General features: G+C 64.5%; 11 protein-coding genes and 1 pseudogene. 7 read left to right on the top strand and 5 right to left on the bottom strand.

Annotation, left to right across the window (positions count from 1 at the left end; genetic code table 11):
* Both MOV74_RS05875 and MOV74_RS05870 read right to left on the bottom strand, forming a co-directional pair.
* Positions 1–1,014, bottom strand: a 1,014-nt coding sequence (locus MOV74_RS05875) for an AMP-binding protein (RefSeq protein WP_246918985.1), incomplete at its 3' end; no start/stop codon positions are given.
* Positions 1,011–1,832 carry an ABC transporter ATP-binding protein gene (locus MOV74_RS05870; RefSeq protein ID WP_246918984.1) on the bottom strand — a complete coding sequence of 274 codons (822 nt, stop codon included), beginning with the start codon at positions 1,830–1,832 and terminating at the stop codon, positions 1,011–1,013. The genes MOV74_RS05875 and MOV74_RS05870, both read right to left, overlap by 4 nt.
* 336 nt (positions 1,833–2,168) lie before the next feature.
* On the opposite strand from MOV74_RS05870, the gene MOV74_RS05865 reads away from it, so the two are divergent.
* Positions 2,169–2,843: a Crp/Fnr family transcriptional regulator gene (locus MOV74_RS05865; RefSeq protein ID WP_246918983.1), complete on the top strand. Its 675-nt coding sequence runs from the start codon at positions 2,169–2,171 to the stop codon at positions 2,841–2,843.
* Here the strand turns inward: MOV74_RS05865 and MOV74_RS05860 are convergent.
* Entirely contained in the window at positions 2,840–4,102 is a 1,263-nt protein-coding gene (locus tag MOV74_RS05860) for an MFS transporter (RefSeq protein ID WP_246918982.1), read from the bottom strand. The genes MOV74_RS05865 and MOV74_RS05860 overlap by 4 nt on opposite strands.
* 329 nt (positions 4,103–4,431) lie before the next feature.
* On the opposite strand from MOV74_RS05860, the gene MOV74_RS05855 reads away from it, so the two are divergent.
* The 4 genes and pseudogenes from MOV74_RS05855 to MOV74_RS05840 all read left to right on the top strand — a co-directional run.
* Positions 4,432–7,575 (top strand): CHAT domain-containing tetratricopeptide repeat protein, encoded by a 3,144-nt coding sequence (locus MOV74_RS05855; protein WP_246918981.1) that lies wholly within the window; start codon positions 4,432–4,434, stop codon positions 7,573–7,575.
* Positions 7,576–7,831: 256 nt separating this feature from the next.
* Entirely contained in the window at positions 7,832–11,149 is a 3,318-nt protein-coding gene (locus MOV74_RS05850; protein WP_246918980.1) for an adenylate/guanylate cyclase domain-containing protein, read from the top strand.
* 21 nt (positions 11,150–11,170) lie between these two features.
* A complete protein-coding gene (locus MOV74_RS05845) occupies positions 11,171–11,851 on the top strand; it encodes a redoxin domain-containing protein (RefSeq protein ID WP_246918979.1) in 681 nt (226 codons plus the stop codon).
* Positions 11,852–12,029: 178 nt separating this feature from the next.
* A pseudogene (locus MOV74_RS05840) lies at positions 12,030–12,212 on the top strand (adenylate/guanylate cyclase domain-containing protein); the annotation flags it as partial.
* A 165-nt stretch (positions 12,213–12,377) separates the two neighbouring features.
* On the opposite strand, the gene MOV74_RS05835 reads toward MOV74_RS05840, so the two are convergent.
* Positions 12,378–13,220, bottom strand: coding sequence for a uroporphyrinogen-III synthase (locus tag MOV74_RS05835; RefSeq protein WP_246918978.1), 843 nt, complete (start codon positions 13,218–13,220; stop codon positions 12,378–12,380).
* Between the two features lie 143 nt (positions 13,221–13,363).
* Between MOV74_RS05835 and purU the strand changes: the two genes are divergently transcribed.
* Positions 13,364–14,227, top strand: coding sequence for a formyltetrahydrofolate deformylase (gene purU / locus MOV74_RS05830; RefSeq protein ID WP_246918977.1), 864 nt, complete (start codon positions 13,364–13,366; stop codon positions 14,225–14,227).
* A gap of 75 nt (positions 14,228–14,302) precedes the next feature.
* On the opposite strand, the gene MOV74_RS05825 is transcribed toward purU, so the two are convergent.
* A complete protein-coding gene (locus MOV74_RS05825) occupies positions 14,303–14,593 on the bottom strand; it encodes a hypothetical protein (RefSeq protein WP_246918976.1) in 291 nt (96 codons plus the stop codon).
* A 580-nt stretch (positions 14,594–15,173) separates the two neighbouring features.
* Between MOV74_RS05825 and MOV74_RS05820 the strand changes: the two genes are divergently transcribed.
* Positions 15,174–16,352, top strand: coding sequence for an ABC transporter substrate-binding protein (locus MOV74_RS05820; protein ID WP_246918975.1), 1,179 nt, complete (start codon positions 15,174–15,176; stop codon positions 16,350–16,352).
* The last annotated feature ends 92 nt before the right edge of the window (positions 16,353–16,444 follow it).

Below are 16,444 nucleotides of genomic sequence, written 5' to 3'. Positions count from 1 at the left end.
GTCGCGCAGGGCGCGGAACAGGATCGCGTCGGCAAGGCCAGAGCGCTTGCCGTGTTCGAGCGCGGCGAGGCCGGTCTTCATGCCGACGTCGAACAGGCGCTGCTTGAAGGGCGTCGCATCCATCACCTTGGCGCGGACGTCGGCGGCAATGGACTCCCAGACGCGGGGCGCGAACAGCACGAACGTCGGCGCGATCTCGCGCAGATCGTTCATCATGGTATCTGGCTCTTCGACGAAGTTGATCTTCATCCGGCACAACAGGCCTTTGCCGAGCACGTAGACCTGCTCCATGATCCACGGCAGCGGCAGCACCGAGACGTATTCGTCGTCCGGGCCCTTGGGGTCGAAGGCAAGATAGGTCGCGCAATGGCCGAGCACGCGGCCGGCGGCGAGCATGGCAAGCTTGGGATGGGAGGTGGTGCCCGACGTCGTGCAGAGGATCGCGACGTCCTCGCCCTTGGTGGCATCGACCAGCTTGTCGTAAAGCTCCGGCTCCCGCGCGGCACGTGCCCGGCCGAGCTCGGCGAACGTCTTTGCCGACATTAGCCGCGGGTCGTCGTATTTCCGCATTCCACGCGGATCGGAATAGATGATGTGCTTCAGCTTCGGCGCGCGCTCGGCGAGAGTGAGCAGCTTGTCGACCTGTTCCTCGTCCTCGGCAAAGACGAGCTGCGCCTCGCCATAGTTGAGGAGATAGGAGGCCTCCTCGTCGAGCACGTCGCGGTAAAGTCCGAGGCTTAGGCCGCCAATGGCGTGCGTCGCCACTTCCGCCGCGACCCAGTCCGGCCTGTTGTCGCCGATGATGCCGATCACGTCGCCGCGACCAAGGCCCACTTCGAGAAGACCGAGCGCAAAGTCGCGTACGCGGGTCTGATAGTCGTTCCAGGTGAACAGCCGCCAGAGCCCGAGATCCTTCTCGCGCAATGCGATCTCGTTGCCGTGCTCCTTCGCGTTGAGCCGGAGCATTTTCGGATAGGTGTCGGCCTGCGCGACACGGCCTGCGTAATCCATCATGCCGCGCTCTCCTGCGCTGGCGAAGCATCGTCGGGATCGACCAGCACCTCGTCCTCCTCGCCGAGATAGGCGCGCCTGACGTGGGGATCGGCGAGCACGGACGTCGGATCGCCTTCGGCGATCTTCTTGCCGAAATCCAGCACCATGACCCGATGGGAGATGTCCATCACCACGCCCATGTCGTGCTCGATCATCACCACCGTCATCCCGAACTCCTCGTTGAGGTCGACGATGTAGCGGGCCATATCCTCCTTCTCCTCGAAGTTCATGCCGGCCATCGGCTCGTCGAGGAGGATGAGGCGCGGCTCCAGCGCCATGGCGCGGGCGAGCTCAACGCGCTTGCGCAGGCCGTAGGAGAGGGTGCCGGCGGTGGCTTTTCGCACCGACTGGAGATCGAGGAAGTCGATGATCTCCTCGACCTTGCGGCGGTGCTCGAGCTCCTCCTTGCGCGCGCCGGTGAGCCAGTACAGCGAGCCCGTGAGGAAATTGTTCTTCAGAAGGTGATGACGCCCGACCATGATGTTGTCGAGCACGCTCATGTGGTGGAACAGCGCCAGGTTCTGGAAGGTGCGGCCGATGCCGAGTGAGGCGCGGGCATTCGGGGTCAAACCGGTGATGTCGCGGCCCTGGTAAAACAGCTGGCCCTCGGTCGGCTTGTAGCGGCCAGAAATACAGTTCACGATCGAGGTCTTGCCGGCGCCGTTGGGGCCGATGATCGAGAACAGCTCGCCCTCCCTGATGGCGAAGCCGACGTCGGTCAGCGCTCGGACGCCGCCGAATCGCAGGGACACGCCGCGCACTTCAAGACTGGTAGCCACCAAACCAAACCCTCCCGGTGATGGCGCTTTTTAGCGGCGCTCTTCGTCCGTTCCTGCCCGGCGATCCTAGTACGGTGGTGCCGGTGAGGCCATGCAGCAGATGGTCTCGACCGGACCGCGCCACTCCCGTTCCCGTTTGGGATCAAAAGCCGCATCGCCCGAGGTGGTCCTCAATAGGGGAAAGCGCTATTTTGAAATGTCTCGCGGCTGACAATTCTGCGACAAAGTTTGCCGGGCGGCAGTGGCCTTCATCTTTCGTCGGATGGCGGTCGAAATTATCATGTTGCATTGCAGCAGACGGCGAGGCGACGAAACGGTGCGGCTGGCGGCGAGATCATGATTTCGGAAGAGCATCTGAAGCGCGTCGCCGCCTGGTCGCGCGAGCTTACGCAAGCGGAGATCGAAGTCGCGCGGGCCGGAATCACGGAGCGGTCATACGGCACCGGCGAGACCGTGTTCATGCGCGGCGACACGTTCGCCTATTGGGCCGGCATGGTGGGCGGCCTTGCCCGCATGGGCGGGGTCTCCAGGGACGGCAAGGAGACCAGCCTTGCCGGGCTGACGGCAGGGGCCTGGTTCGGCGAGGGCAGCGTGCTCAAGAACGAGCCGCGCCGCTATGACGTGGTCGCGCTGCGCCACAGCCGCGTGGCCCTGATGGAACGCAGCGCCTTCATGTGGCTGTTCGAGAACAGCGTCGGCTTCAACCGCTTCCTGGTGCGCCAGCTCAACGAACGGCTCGGCCAGTTCATCGGCATGATCGAGGTCAACCGTACGCTGGACGCCACCGCGCGCCTCGCCCGCAGCATCGCCTCGCTGTACAACCCGATCCTCTATCCGGAATCGACCGCGCATCTGGAGATCACCCAGGAGGAGATCGGCGCGCTCTCCGGCATGTCCCGCCAGAACGCCAACCGCGCGCTGAACCGGCTGGAGAAGGAGGGGCTGCTGCGGCTGGAATATGGCGGCGTCACCATCCTCGATATCGAGCGGCTGCGCGGGTATGGGGACTAGCGCGCATTGGCGGGGGCGTGCACCGGCCAGAGATCAGCGCGCCAGCGGATCGCGATCGCCAGCATCGCGATGATCCCCGAGGCGGCATAAAGCGAGCCGGTCGCGGAATAGCCGATGATGTCGATCAGGCTACCGGCGGCAAGTAGTCCGAGCGGCAGGCCATAGATCACCATCATGCGGACGCCCATCACGCGGCCGCGCAGATGTGCGCTCGCCGTTCGCATCAGGATCACGGCTGCCGAGATCATCGACATGCTCTGCGCGATGCCGGCGAGAACGAGGCAGGCCATCGCGACCGGCATGGTCCTGACTTCCACGAATACCAGCAGCATGGCGTACCAGGCCAGCGTTGCGCCGATCAGGAGCCGGGCAATGCGCAGTCCGCTGACGAGGCTCAGCGTGATGGAGCCGATCAGTGAGCCGACGGCGAAGCTCGCGGAGAGATAGCCGAGGCCGGTCTGGTCGGTCTGAAAGATCTCCCGCGCGATGTAGGGCAGCAATCCGCCAGTGAAAGGAAAAGCGGTGAGATTGGCCAGAAAGGCGACGCAGAGTGCAGCGCGCATTCCCGGGCCGTTCCAAGCGTAGACGATCCCCTCCTTGAGGTCGCCGAACAATCGCGAAATGGCGCGGCTATCCGCGGGAAGATCGGTCGTGGTGATAATCCTTTTCGGCCGGGTCAGGCAGAGCATGAGAAGCGCGGCCGAGAAGTAGAGACAGGCGATCGCCACATAGACGAGGCCGATGCCGAGGAGGGCAAACAGCCCGGCGCCCGTCAACGCCCCGGCGATTCGGGCGCTGTCCTGGGTCGTGCGTGCCACGCTGATGGCGCCCACCAGCTGCTCGGCCGGCATGATCTCGGCGAGCAGCGCGCCCCGGACGCCGAGATCGGAGGGACGAATCAGGCCCATGATCGCGACGATGATCATGACGCTCAGCGGCGACAGATGACCGGTCAGCGCCAGAACCATGATGGTCGACGACAGCACGGTATAGGCAAGACGCATCACGACCAGGAGATCGCGATGGCCCATGCGGTCGCCGATCATGCCGAACACCGGCGCGACCAATGTCCCGACGAACTGGAGCGAGGCGAGCACGGTGAGCAACAGCACCGAGCCGGTCTCGACCAGGATATACCAGCCGAGCACCAGCGTCTCGACCTCGAACGCCCAGGAGGTGAGCAGGTCGGACGGCCACTGGAAGCGATAATTGCGAATGCGGAATGGCGCGAGTGCCGACGGCCGCGCGGCTGCGCTCAAGACGCGATGACGCGTGTCACGGCGATTCCTTTGCCTTGGTTCTTCTTCTGCGCGAGAACCTAGCGCCGGTGATGCCGGTGTCAATCGAAGCCGCCGCATGCCGCCATGCGCGACCACCCGCCCCCCCGGGGGCTCCCGGTTGACCTTCCGCCGACGTACGACGCGGTCACATAGTTTTCATCTTGCTGTGGCCCTAAGAGCTGGCGGGCTCGGGGGAGCGGAGCGATCACAGCATGTGGGTACGTTGGCAGACGTTTGCCGCGCGGCTTCTGGGTTCCCTGATTCTCGTGAGCGTCCTCGTGTTGCCCTGCCGGGCTGGGCCACAGGACATGCTGACGTTGATGCAGCGCATCACCTCGCTGGCCAAGGAGGGCCGCTACGGCGAGGCGGTCGGGCTGGCACGAAGGCTCGTCGCCGAGTCCGAGAAGAGCTCGGGCCGACAGTCGCCGCTGACGGCAACCACGCTGGTGGTGCTGGGCCAGTCGCTCCAGGCGCAAGGCGAGACGACCGAGGCCGAAGCCGTGCTGAGGCGGGCACTTGCGATTCGCGAGAAGAGCCTCGGACCCAATCATCCCGAAGTCGCCGCCGTGCTCGGCACGCTCGGCCAGATCGAGCTCGGCCTGAACCGGCTGAGCGAGGCTGAGCGGGATATGTCCCGCGCCATCGCCATCGACGAGAGCGTGCTGGGCTCGGACCACCTCACGACGGCAATGGCGCGCATGCAGCTCGGCAATCTCCGTCACCGTCAGATGAAGGAGACCGAGGCGCTCGACATGTTCAGTCGCGCCCTTGCGGTGTTCAGGAAGTCGCCGGGACAGGCCGATATCATGATCCCGGTAACCCTGAACAACATCGCGGAGGTCAATCGTGCGCAAGGCCGGTTGCACGAGGCCGAAGCGAACTTTGCCGAAGCGCTCGCTCTCCAGGAAAAGCAGCATGGCCCCGACAGCATCTATCTGACGGCAACGCTGAGCAATCTAGGCGAGCTCCGGCGCGCGCAGGGCCGACTTCAGGACGCCGAGCAATTGGCCCGGCGAGCCCTGGCCATCAGGGAGAAGGCGCTGGGGCCGGATCATCCTGACGTCGCCGCGAGCCTGAACAATCTCGCCTTGGTGTTTTCGCGCGAGGGCCGGGACGCGGAGGCCGAGGGGCTGCTGACACGGGCGCTCGCCATTCAGGAAAAGAGTTTTGGAGCGGCGCATCCGAACGTGGCGACGGCGCTGAACAATCTCGCGGAGGCCTGGACCCATCTCGATCGCAAGCAGGAGGCCGAGCAGCTCTTGCGCAAATCGCTCGCCATTCGCGAGAAGGCCCTCGGTCCGGGCCATCTCGACGTTGCGATCGGTCTCGACAATCTGGTGACGCTGATGGGCGGCGGCGATCGGTACGCCGAGGCCGAACCGTTCGCGCGCCGGTCGCTTGCGCTGCGCGAAGCCGCCCTCGGCGCCTCCCATCCGCTGGTCGCGAACAGCCTGAACAATCTGGCCGTCATCCTGGACAGCACCGGCCGGACGCAGGAGGCCGAGCCCCTCCTGAAACGCGCGCTGGATATCCGCCTGCGCGCTCTCGGCGAGACGCATCCTGATGTCGCCAACAGCTTTGCCAATCTCGGCGCCCATCATATCGATGTGAAGGATTGGCAACAGGCCCGCGATGCGTTGGCGCACGCGGTGGCGGTCCAGAACGGCCGCCGTGCCGCGGAGTTCGGCGAGGAGGGACGCGGCGATCTCAGGGGCCATGAAGACACCAATCCATATCCGGGCTTGATCGTTGCCGCCTACAACCTCGCGCGCGGCGCCACTGACGAGCAGAAAGGCGCGTTGCGGTCGCAGGCCTTCGAGGCGGCACAGTGGATCGGTGACGAGCAGGCCGCGCGCGCGATCGCAGGGATGTCAGCCCTGGTCGCGGATGGCAGCGGGGATCTAGCGGCGCGCGTTCGAGAACGGCAGGATCTCGGCGCGCAAGCGGTCGCGACCGACAAGATGCTGGTGGCGGCGATCTCGCAAGCCAGTGCCGCGCGCAATGCGGCCGCAGAGCAAGCTCTCCGCGCCCGTGCCTCGGCCATCGCAAATCAAATCCGGGAATTGGATCGCACGATCGTCGCCCAGTTCCCGGACTATGCGGCGCTGGTGACCAAGACGCCGATCGCGATCGAGGACGTCCAGAAGCAGCTTCGTCCCAACGAGGCGATGGTGCTGTTCACGACGACGTCGCGTGCCACTTTCGTCTGGATGGTGACGCGCTCGGATGTGCGTTGGCATGCGGCCGATCTCGGCGAAAGGCAGCTCAACGAGGCCGTCGGCGCGCTGCGTTGCGGTCTCGACGCGGAGGCATGGCTGGATAAGGCATCGACATGCCCTCAGAAGCTCGGCCGCAAGGCTCCGCTGGGCGCAGACGAACCGCTGCCGTTCGATCAGGAGCGCGCCTTTGCGCTCTATCAGGCCCTGCTTGGTCCGGTCGCGCGCGAGATCGATGGCAAGGAGCTGATCCTGGTGCCGTCGGGCCCACTGGCGACGCTGCCTTTCCAGGTTTTGCTGACGGACAAGCCCACGGCAGGTGGAGACCTCACGAGGGCACCCTGGCTGGTCAAGCGATTTGCGACCACCGTCTTGCCCTCCGTCTCCAGCCTCAAGGCGCTACGCCAGGTTGGGCGCAGGAGTGCGGCGTCGAAACCGTTCCTTGGCGTCGGCAATCCGACGCTCGACGGCGATGGGCGCAGCGATCTTTCGATCTCGCGCGCCAAGCTGGCGCGTCAGATCCAGACCTGCGCCGCCATCCCGACACAGGCGAGCCAGGTCGCGCAAAGAAGCTTGCGTGCCGTCGACGCGCTGTCGGGCGGCGCGGCGGACATTGCGCAGCTCAGGCGCCAGATGCCGCTGCCGGAAACCGCGCTCGAATTGTGCGCGGTGGCAGGCACCTTCGCGCCCGTCAAAGGCGATGTCTTGCTCGCCAATGATGCGTCCGAGACGAAGATGAAGACGTTCAGCCAGAGCGGCGATCTCGCAAAATATCGCATCCTGCATTTCGCGACGCATGGCGCGCTTGCGGGGCAGGTGCGCGGCTCGATCGAACCCGGGTTGATCCTGAGCCCGCCAGCGGCGGCAACGCAAGCCGATGACGGCTATCTCTCATCGTCGGAGATCTCGGGCCTCAGGCTCGACGCCGATTGGGTGATCCTGTCGGCGTGCAATACGGCCGGCGGCCAGGCGGCCAATTCGGAGGCCTTCTCAGGTCTCGCGCGGGCGTTCTTCTATGCGGGCACGCGTGCGCTGTTGGTCTCGCACTGGGCGGTCAACTCCGATGCAGCGGTGGTCATCACGACCGGTACGATCGATGCCCTCAACGCACATCCAGACATCGGCCGCGCCGAGGCGCTGCGTCGCTCTATCTCGGCACTGATTGCGAAGGGCGGCGCGAATGCGCTGCCCGGCATCTGGGCGCCGTTCGTGCTGGTGGGGAACGGCGCCATATAGTGCTATGCATATCAGTGCGCCGCCGCGCACGAACCGGCTGGAGAAGGCGCGGTTGTTGCTGCCGGGGTATGGCGAGGTCACTATCCTCGACATCGGAAGACTGCGCAGTTGCGAGCGAGGAGTGAAGCCGCGACCACGTCCGTTAACCAACCACCGCTTGCTCTTCCAATGCAACGAGCCCATGCTCGCCGGGTTCCTGGACCCATCCGGTCGTCCAGTAGATCGCGCCGTCGCGGCTTTCGCGGGGTCTTGACCCATGAACTGCTCTTGCTGCGGTTCCGAGGTTCAGAGCGGCTTTGCCTTCTGCCCGAAGTGCGGCACGAAGCAGCCCAACGCGTGCCCCGGCTGCGGCTATGCATGCGCACCGGATTTCGCCTATTGCCCGAAATGCGGCGCCCTGGTCGGTGAGGCCCTCAAAGACGGGGGAGAGGCGCGGCCGAGCCGGCCGACAGCGCCGATCAGGGCCTCCTCGCCGCCGCTGGCACCGCTGGCCGACCCGCAACAAGCATGTCGTCCGCAGTCCGACAGGATCGACAGCGAGGCAAACCGCCGCACCATCACCGTGCTGTTTGCCGACCTCAGCGGCTTCACTGCGATGAGCGAGCGGCTCGACCCCGAGGTCATGCAGACGCTTCAGAACCAATTGTTCGAGGAACTGACGGCTGCGGTGCAGAGCTATGGCGGCTTCGTGGACAAATTCATCGGCGATGCGCTGCTCGCGCTGTTTGGTGCACCGGCCGCGCACGAGGACGACCCCGAGCGGGCGGTCCGCGCTGCCCTCGACATGATCAGCCGGACGGCGCGCCTCAGCGAGCGCGCAAAAGCCTATGCCGGTTCACCGCTGCTGCTCCATGTCGGCATCAACACCGGGCACGTCGTTGCGGGCGGGTTAGGTGTGGGCGTTGCCAAATCCTTTTCGGTGACCGGCGATACTGTGAATACCGCGCAGCGGTTGCAGTCGATGGCGGCGCCGGGCGAGGTGCTGGTCGGGCCGCTGACCCACCGCCTGACGCGGCATGCATTCTCCTATGACTCGCTTGGCGAGGTTTCGCTCAAGGGCAAGATGGGTAGCGTTCTGGTCCATCGTCTGAAGGGACCGCTCGATACGCCCCGCGCGGCACGCGGCCTCGACACGCTGGGCCTTGATGCACCGCTGGTCGGGCGCGACGCCGAGCTTGCGCGCGTGATCGGCAGCCTTGATCGCGCGCGCGACGGTGCGGCTCAACTGGTGCGGCTGATTGGCGAAGCGGGTATTGGGAAAACGCGGCTGGTCGACGAATTCCTCGCCCGTATCCGTGAGGAGGATCGCTTCGCAGACTTGGCGGTCCGGCGCGCGGTCTGCTCGCCGCTCGGCGAACAGTCTTACGGCGCACTCGCCGCCGTGCTGCGCAGCGCTTATGGCATCGCGCAGAAGGCGAGCGCCAGAGAGGCGGAGGCGAAGGTCGCCGAAGCGCTGTCGGAGCTTGGCCTCGCGACGGACGAGGCCGACCGCCTGATGCCGCTCTATCTGCACGTACTCGGCCTCGGCGACCCCAACGCCGTGCTCAGGCATGTCGAGCCCGAACAGCTCCGCCGGCAGATATTCTTCGCGATTCGCACCGTCTTCGAACGCCGCCTGGCACTGTCGCCGCTGCTGATCATCGTCGAGGATCTGCACTGGGCCGACGCGGTGTCTCTTGAAGCGTTGCGGTTCCTGATGGACCGACTCGAGCGGACGCGGCTGATGCTGCTGTTTACGCATCGGCCGACGCTGGAACTGGAGCAGCTCGGTTCGAGCAGGATCAGTCACACGACCCTTCGGCTGCCTCCGCTTGGCAACGCTGACGGACAGAGGCTGCTCGCGGCCTACTTCAGGCACGGTTGGTGCGAACCGCCGGGACGTCTGTTCAGTCGGATCCTCGATCGCGCCGGCGGCAATCCGCTTTTCCTCGAGGAGATCATACGCGGCCTCATCGAGGCCGGCACCCTGGAACGCGACGGAGCGCAGTGGCGGGTGAAGTCGGATGAAGCCGCCGCCGATATTCCGGCAAGCATTCAGGCGTTGTTGCTGGCTCGCCTCGACCGGTTGCCGCATCAGGTCCGCCTCCTGGCGCAGGAGGCCGCGGTAATCGGCCCGCGTCTTGATGCGGGTGTACTTGGCGCGGCGGCAACCGAGCCAGCGAGGGTCGAAGCAGGGCTCGAACTTCTATGCGACGCGGAGATCATCGAGGAGATCGCGGGTTCGAACTCGATTTCGCTGCGCACCTACCGTTTCACGCAAACCATGCTTCAGGACGTGATCTATCAAAACCTGCTTCAGCAGCGCCGGATCGAGCTTCACGGACGGATTGGTGCCGCGCTGGAGCGGCTCTACGGCAATGAGCCCGAGCGCCTCGAGGATCTCATACTGCTCGGACATCACTTCAGTCTGAGCGCGAGCAAGCCGAAGGGCGCGCGCTATCTGCGCGCGGCCGGCGACCGCGCACGCGCGAGCTATGCCAACGACGATGCCATCCGTCTCTACCGACAGGCCCTCGCCGTGCTGCTGGCCAGCGGCGAACGGGAGCCGGAGCGTCTGGTCCTGTACGAGCGGATTGCGGACCTTTGTGGCGCGGCTGGCCGGCGGAATACGGCCGAGGAGCACTATCAGAGCGCGTTGGAGGGGTACCGAGCCGCAGAGGACCGGATCGGCGAAGCGCGGATTCTCCGCAAGCTTGGCCGATTGCTGTGGGACGCCGGCAAGCGGATCAAGGCGGAGACGCATTACGCTGAGGCAGCCAAACTGCTTGGAGGGATCGACGCGCCCATCGAGTGGGCGCATCTCTTGCAGGAGCGCGGCCGTCTCGCGTTTCGCACCGGCGACCACGTGGCCGCCGCGAGCTGGGCAGAGGAGGCGCTCGGCTATGCCCGATCCGTGCCTGCCGACGCCGATAAGCACGCCGTGCTCGAGGCGGCGCGCGCCATTGCGGAGGCTCTCAATACCAAGGGGGTTGCACTGGCGCGGGTTGGACGACACCAGGAGGCGGTGCGCGAGGTAGAGCAAAGTGTCGCAGCCGCCGAAGCCGCCGGCCTGCTTAACGTCGCCTGCCGCGGCTACACCAATCTCGGTGTGCTCTACACGATTGTCGACCCGGCGAAAGCCGTGGAGGTCTGCCGGCGTGGACTGGATGTCGCGTGTCGGATCGGGGATCTCGGCTTCCAGGCGCGTCTTCTCGCCAATTTTGCCGTTGCTTGTTGTACCTTCACGGACAGATGTACCGAGGAGGGGGTGCCGGCAGCGGAGAAGGCGATCGAAATCGACCGTGCGCTCGATCAGCGGGAGCATCTCTCCGTGCCCTTGATCGTACTCGGGCAAATCCATCAATGCCATTTCCGCCCCGATCTGGCCGCCCTCTGCTACAATGAGGCAATCGAGGTAGCGAACGAAACCGGCGAACCGCAGCAGCTCTTTCCGTGCTATGATGGTCTCGCGACACTGAGCCTTGATCGAGGCGACATGCCCGAGGCCGACCGATATTTCGCGCTGGCCCACGATGTCTGCGCCCGCCACGGGCTTGATCCCGCCGGGCTGATCGTACTGCCATTTCTTGACTAGGTCATATGAAGGAGTTCAACCATGTCAGAACTTCATGTCAACGGACCGCTTCAACCGGGCGATCGAGCACCGAACGTCGAGCTGGATGCCATCACACGCGATGGAAAGATCGCGCTCCAGGATTTTCGCGGGCATAGTCCGATATTGATCGGCTTGTTTCGAGGTCTGCACTGCCCGTTCTGCCGCCGCCATATCGCGGCACAGGCGCAACTAGACGCGGCTCTGCGCGACAAGGGGGTCGAAAGTCTCACCATCGTGAATACGCCCATCGAGCGCGCGCGGCTCTACTTCCGCTATCATCCATTGCCCAATCTGCTCGCCGCGTCCGACCCCGAGCGGGTCTCGCACCGCGCGTTCGGCCTGCCCAATCTCGAGTTCACGGAGAAGGAAACCGAGTGGCCGCGCAAGGTGGGCATGGATGTGGTCATGAGCATGCAAGTGGACATTCCCGGAGAATTGCCGGGGCCGATGAATCGTTTGGCGGCGGCCGAGCAGCTCAACAAGAAGGATGGCTACGAGATGATGGAGGCCGATCAACGCATGGCGGCGACCGGCCAGGGTCAGCTGTTCGGCCAGTTCCTGCTCGATCGGGAGGGGGTCGTGCGCTGGACCTTTACGGAGGTTCCCGAAGGCGGCCAGCGCATGTTCGGGATGCCCAGCCCTCAGGAATTGATGTCGGCCGCCTCGCAAGTGGCAAGCTAAGCATCGTCGCTTGGTCGGCGGTTCGAATACTTCGCTCAACGCGCTGCAACCCGCGGCTTTCTCTCCGCTGGCGTCGTCATCGCGGAAATTTCGTGGCCGCGTGAAATACGCATCAGTTTGAACGCGACCATTCCTGATCATGCCATTGCAATGACTCGGGCGCACTCCTCGAAGCACGATGATCGAGATTGAGCAGGCCCGATCCTGGAACCCGCGCGTGATCTCGAAATTTGAAACGCCAATCAGAAGCGGTGACGATCTCTCCCTTTACCGGATCAATCCTCTGGCATTCCCGCGCGATCGCGCCATCGCCGAGGCGGAAAGCATCGACCTGCTTCTTTCCCGTGCGACAACGAGCGGCGACGATCTGAATGCCTATGCTCTGGTGCGCGAGCGCTTTATCCGGCGCCGGGCGTCAGCGGTCCCCTCGCGGGTCACGCCATCTTTGAGTTTGATGCATCTCTCCGCGGCATCGAAGGCATTGCGTGCGTGTATCGTGTCGTGCGCCAGACCCTGCTGTACATTTTCACTTCACCGGAACTTTCGGCTTCTTCGCCGCCAGCCCCACGGCCATCGCCGAGATCAGCGGACGCATGAAATAGGCGTCTTCCGCCGGCGAGATGTCCGTGCGCAGGCCGTGCGCGGCGAGCTCGCCGGAGACCGCCGGGCCTACTGACGCAATCAATGTCTGTTCGAGGCCGGCGCGCAGCTTGGCCTCGCTGCCATGCGCCTTCGCGGCCTCGATCAGGCGGCGGACCTGGCCGAGATTGGTCAGCGCGAGGGCATCGATCCGCCCCGCGGCCATGTCGTCGATCGCCGTGACGATGTTGGCGTCCGCTGCCCTGGAATCGTAGACATAGGGCAGCACGGTATCGACCGCGGCGCCTTGCGCGGCCAGGGCGCCGGTCAGCTCGCTGTGGTCCTTGTCCGGATAGAGCTGGAGGCCGAGGCGCCGGCCCCTCAGATCGAGCTTTCCCAGCATCTGGATGACGCCTTCGGTGGTCGGTTTCTCCGTGGTCTGCTGCGCTTCCAGGCCGACCTCGCGCAACGCCTTGCCGGGCTTCGGGCCGCGGGTGAATTTCCGCGCTTTGGCGAGCGCCGCGATAAGGGTCTGGTCGAGTCCGCGGGCGCGGGCAAGCTTCATGATCCGCCGCAGGCCTTCGCCGGTCATCAGCACGAGATCGTCAAAAGGCTTCTCAATGGCGCGGCGAATCCAGGCCTCGACCGGGGCCGGGTCCGGCGCATCGTGAATGGTGAACATCGGGCACTGCACGACCTCGGCGCCTTGCTCGGCCAGAAGTTTTGAGAACTGCGCCTCCTCGCGGGTCTCCAGGATCAGGATGCGGGTGCCGTTCAAGCGGTCGGCCATGGGCGTACTCCGGTCATTAAATCGCAATCGTCCGTTCATCCTGACTCTTCGTCCGGGATTGGCGCAAGGCTGGGGTCGGTGCTAGAGCAGGGCGCAAATCGCGGATTGTTCCGCACCCGTTGCACAAACCTTCATCAAGAGCCATGCCCGATCATCAATACGTCCTGACCCTGTCCTGTCCGGATCGTCCCGGCATCGTCTCGGCGGTGTCGACGTTCCTCGCGCATAACGGACAGAACATCCTCGACGCCCAGCAGTTCGATGACGTCGAGACCAAGAAGTTCTTCATGCGGGTGGTGTTCACCGCTGCCGATCTTGCCGTGGAACTGTCGGCGCTGCAGACCGGCTTTGCCGCGATCGCCGAGCGTTTCGGCATGGAATGGCAGATGCGCGACCGGGCTGCGCATCGCAAGGTGATGCTGCTGGTGTCGAAGTCCGACCATTGTCTGGTCGATATCCTTTATCGCTGGCGCACCGGCGAGCTGCCGATGACGCTTGCCGCCATCGTCTCCAACCATCCGCGCGAGGTCTATTCCGGGCTCGATTTCGGCGGCATTCCGTTCCACCATCTCCCCGTGACCAAGGAGACCAAGCGCGAGCAGGAGGGCCAGATCATGGACCTCGTCGGCAACACCAAGACCGATCTCGTCGTGCTTGCCCGCTACATGCAGATCCTGTCGGATGATCTGTCGGCGAAGCTGTCGGGGCGCTGCATCAACATCCACCACTCGTTCCTGCCGGGCTTCAAGGGCGCAAAACCCTATCACCAGGCCCATGAGCGCGGCGTCAAGCTGATCGGCGCGACCGCGCATTACGTCACGCGCGACCTCGACGAGGGCCCGATCATCGACCAGGACGTCGAGCGCATCAGCCATCGCGATACGCCGGAAGATCTCGTCCGCAAGGGCCGCGACATCGAGCGCCGCGTGCTCGCCCGCGCGATCCGCTACCATCTCGACGACCGCGTCATCCTCAACGGCCGCAAGACCGTGGTGTTTGTGGATTAGCGAATAGGGAGTGGCGAGTAGCGCATGGAATGGGGGCGGCCTTCTACTCGCTACTCCCTATTCGCCAATCGCCTCTTACCGCACCGCGTTGCCCGACGTCGTCCCCGTCGCGCCCTTCTGCGCCTGCTCTTCCTTCTCGCGATCCGCCGCGGGCAGCAGCCGCTTGCGTTCGCGTTCCCGCATGTAGGCGTCGTATTGCGGCGTGCCCGCGCGCGGCGGGGCGTCGGCCGGCAGGCCGCCGGCCCATTGCGGGACGTAATCGCCCATGCCGGCGGAGAGTCTCTCGTTGACCGTCCCGCAGCCTGCAAGGTTGGAAGCGAGCAGGGCGACTGCGGCGATCGAAAGCGAACGGGGGCGCATGGACATCTTCTAGGTCGTGCCCGATCGGGCGTGGATGAGGGGCGCCGGATGGGCGTCAGCGGTGAACCATAGCTCTCAACATGTAAAATTGGCCTATTCGACGGTCGGAATGATTGTATACATAAAAGGTATTATAGTAGGAATAATTCGCTCTTGTGGCGCCCATTTTAGCTGATACGGTATACATTGCGTATTCGCAGCCATGCTCGTTCGGTGCGTGTGACGAGTGGGCTTCACGGCGGAGCAGGGAGATGTCCAGATTCTGCAAGTGAGAGGCGGAATCCTCCATCCACGGCCTCGTGCGGCCTTCATACAGTGCGCAATCAATGAGCCCTTGCCCAACCCGCCAGTGCCACGAGAGGCTTTTTTGTTGACAGAACCATTTTATTTGTACAACCGTACAAATCTCTCCCTCCGACGGATCACACGGCTTGCGCCGAATGGTCGCCCAACGTCCGATTGACAACGGGGTTGCAGAGGACGCCATGTGGCCGCACGGCATGGCTTGTCCGAGAGTGAAGCGCGGCAAGGACCGGGCACTCGGTCCGGCTCACAAGAAGTCAGGAATCAAGGGGAGGGACATCTGATGTTCGAACGCAAAATTCTTTCACGCGCGGCAGCAGCGGCTGCCATCGCGGGCCTCGCGGCGATCGTGCCTGCCAAGGCCGAGGACAGCGTCAAGGTCGGCCTGATCCTGCCGATGACCGGCGGCCAGGCCTCGACCGGCAAGCAGATCGAAAACGCGATCAAGCTCTACATGCAGCAGAAGGGCGACACCGTCGCCGGCAAGAAGATCGAGATCATCCTCAAGGACGACGCCGCGATCCCGGACAAGACCAAGACGGCCGCGCAGGAGCTGATCGTCAACGACAAGGTCAGCTTCATCGCCGGCTTCGGCGTGACGCCGGCCGCGCTCGCAGCCGCGCCGCTGGCGACGCAAGCCAAGATCCCGGAAGTCGTGATGGCGGCCGGCACCTCCATCATTACCGAGCGCTCGCCCTATATCGTGCGCACCAGCTTCACGCTGGCGCAGTCCTCGACCATCATCGGCGACTGGGCGGTCAAGAACGGCATCAAGAAGGTGGCGACACTGACCTCCGACTATGCGCCGGGCAATGACGCGCTGAACTTCTTCAAGCAGAACTTCACCGCCGGCGGGGGCGAGGTGGTCGAGGAAGTCAAGACGCCGCTCGCCAATCCCGACTTCGCGCCGTTCCTGCAGCGCATGAAGGACGCCAAGCCCGACGCGATCTTCGTGTTCGTGCCGGCCGGCCAGGGCGGCAACTTCATGAAGCAATATGCCGAGCGCGGCCTCGACAAGGCCGGCATCAAGGTGATCGGGCCGGGGGACGTCACCGACGACGACCTGCTCAACAACATGGGAGACGCCGTGCTCGGTACCGTCACCGCGCATCTCTACTCCGCGGCGCACCCCTCGCAAATGAACAAGGATTTCGTCGCGGCCTACAAGAAGGCGTTCGGCAACCGTCCGGGCTTCATGGCAGTGAGCGGGTATGACGGCATCCACCTCATCTACGAGGCGTTGAAGAAGACCAATGGCGACACCGACGGCACCAAGCTGGTGGAGGCCATGAAGGGCCAGAAGTGGGAGAGCCCGCGCGGCCCGATCTCGATCGACCCCGAGACCCGCGACATCGTGCAGAACATCTACATCCGCAAGGTCGAGAAGGTCGACGGCGAACTCTACAACGTCGAGTTCGCGACCTTCGAGGCCGTCAAGGATCTCGGCAAGACCAAGAAGTGACTCGCGAAAGCGCGTCATCCCTGGGGCTCGCATGAGCGCGAACCCGGGATCTCGCGTACCGCTCCAGCGTCATGCCCGGGCTTGACCCGGGC

The organism is Bradyrhizobium sp. SHOUNA76, assembly GCF_023006445.1.
Classification (GTDB): domain Bacteria; phylum Pseudomonadota; class Alphaproteobacteria; order Rhizobiales; family Xanthobacteraceae; genus Bradyrhizobium.
Note: the sequence above shows the minus strand (reverse complement) of the source record. Positions and strands in the feature narration are given on the sequence as shown.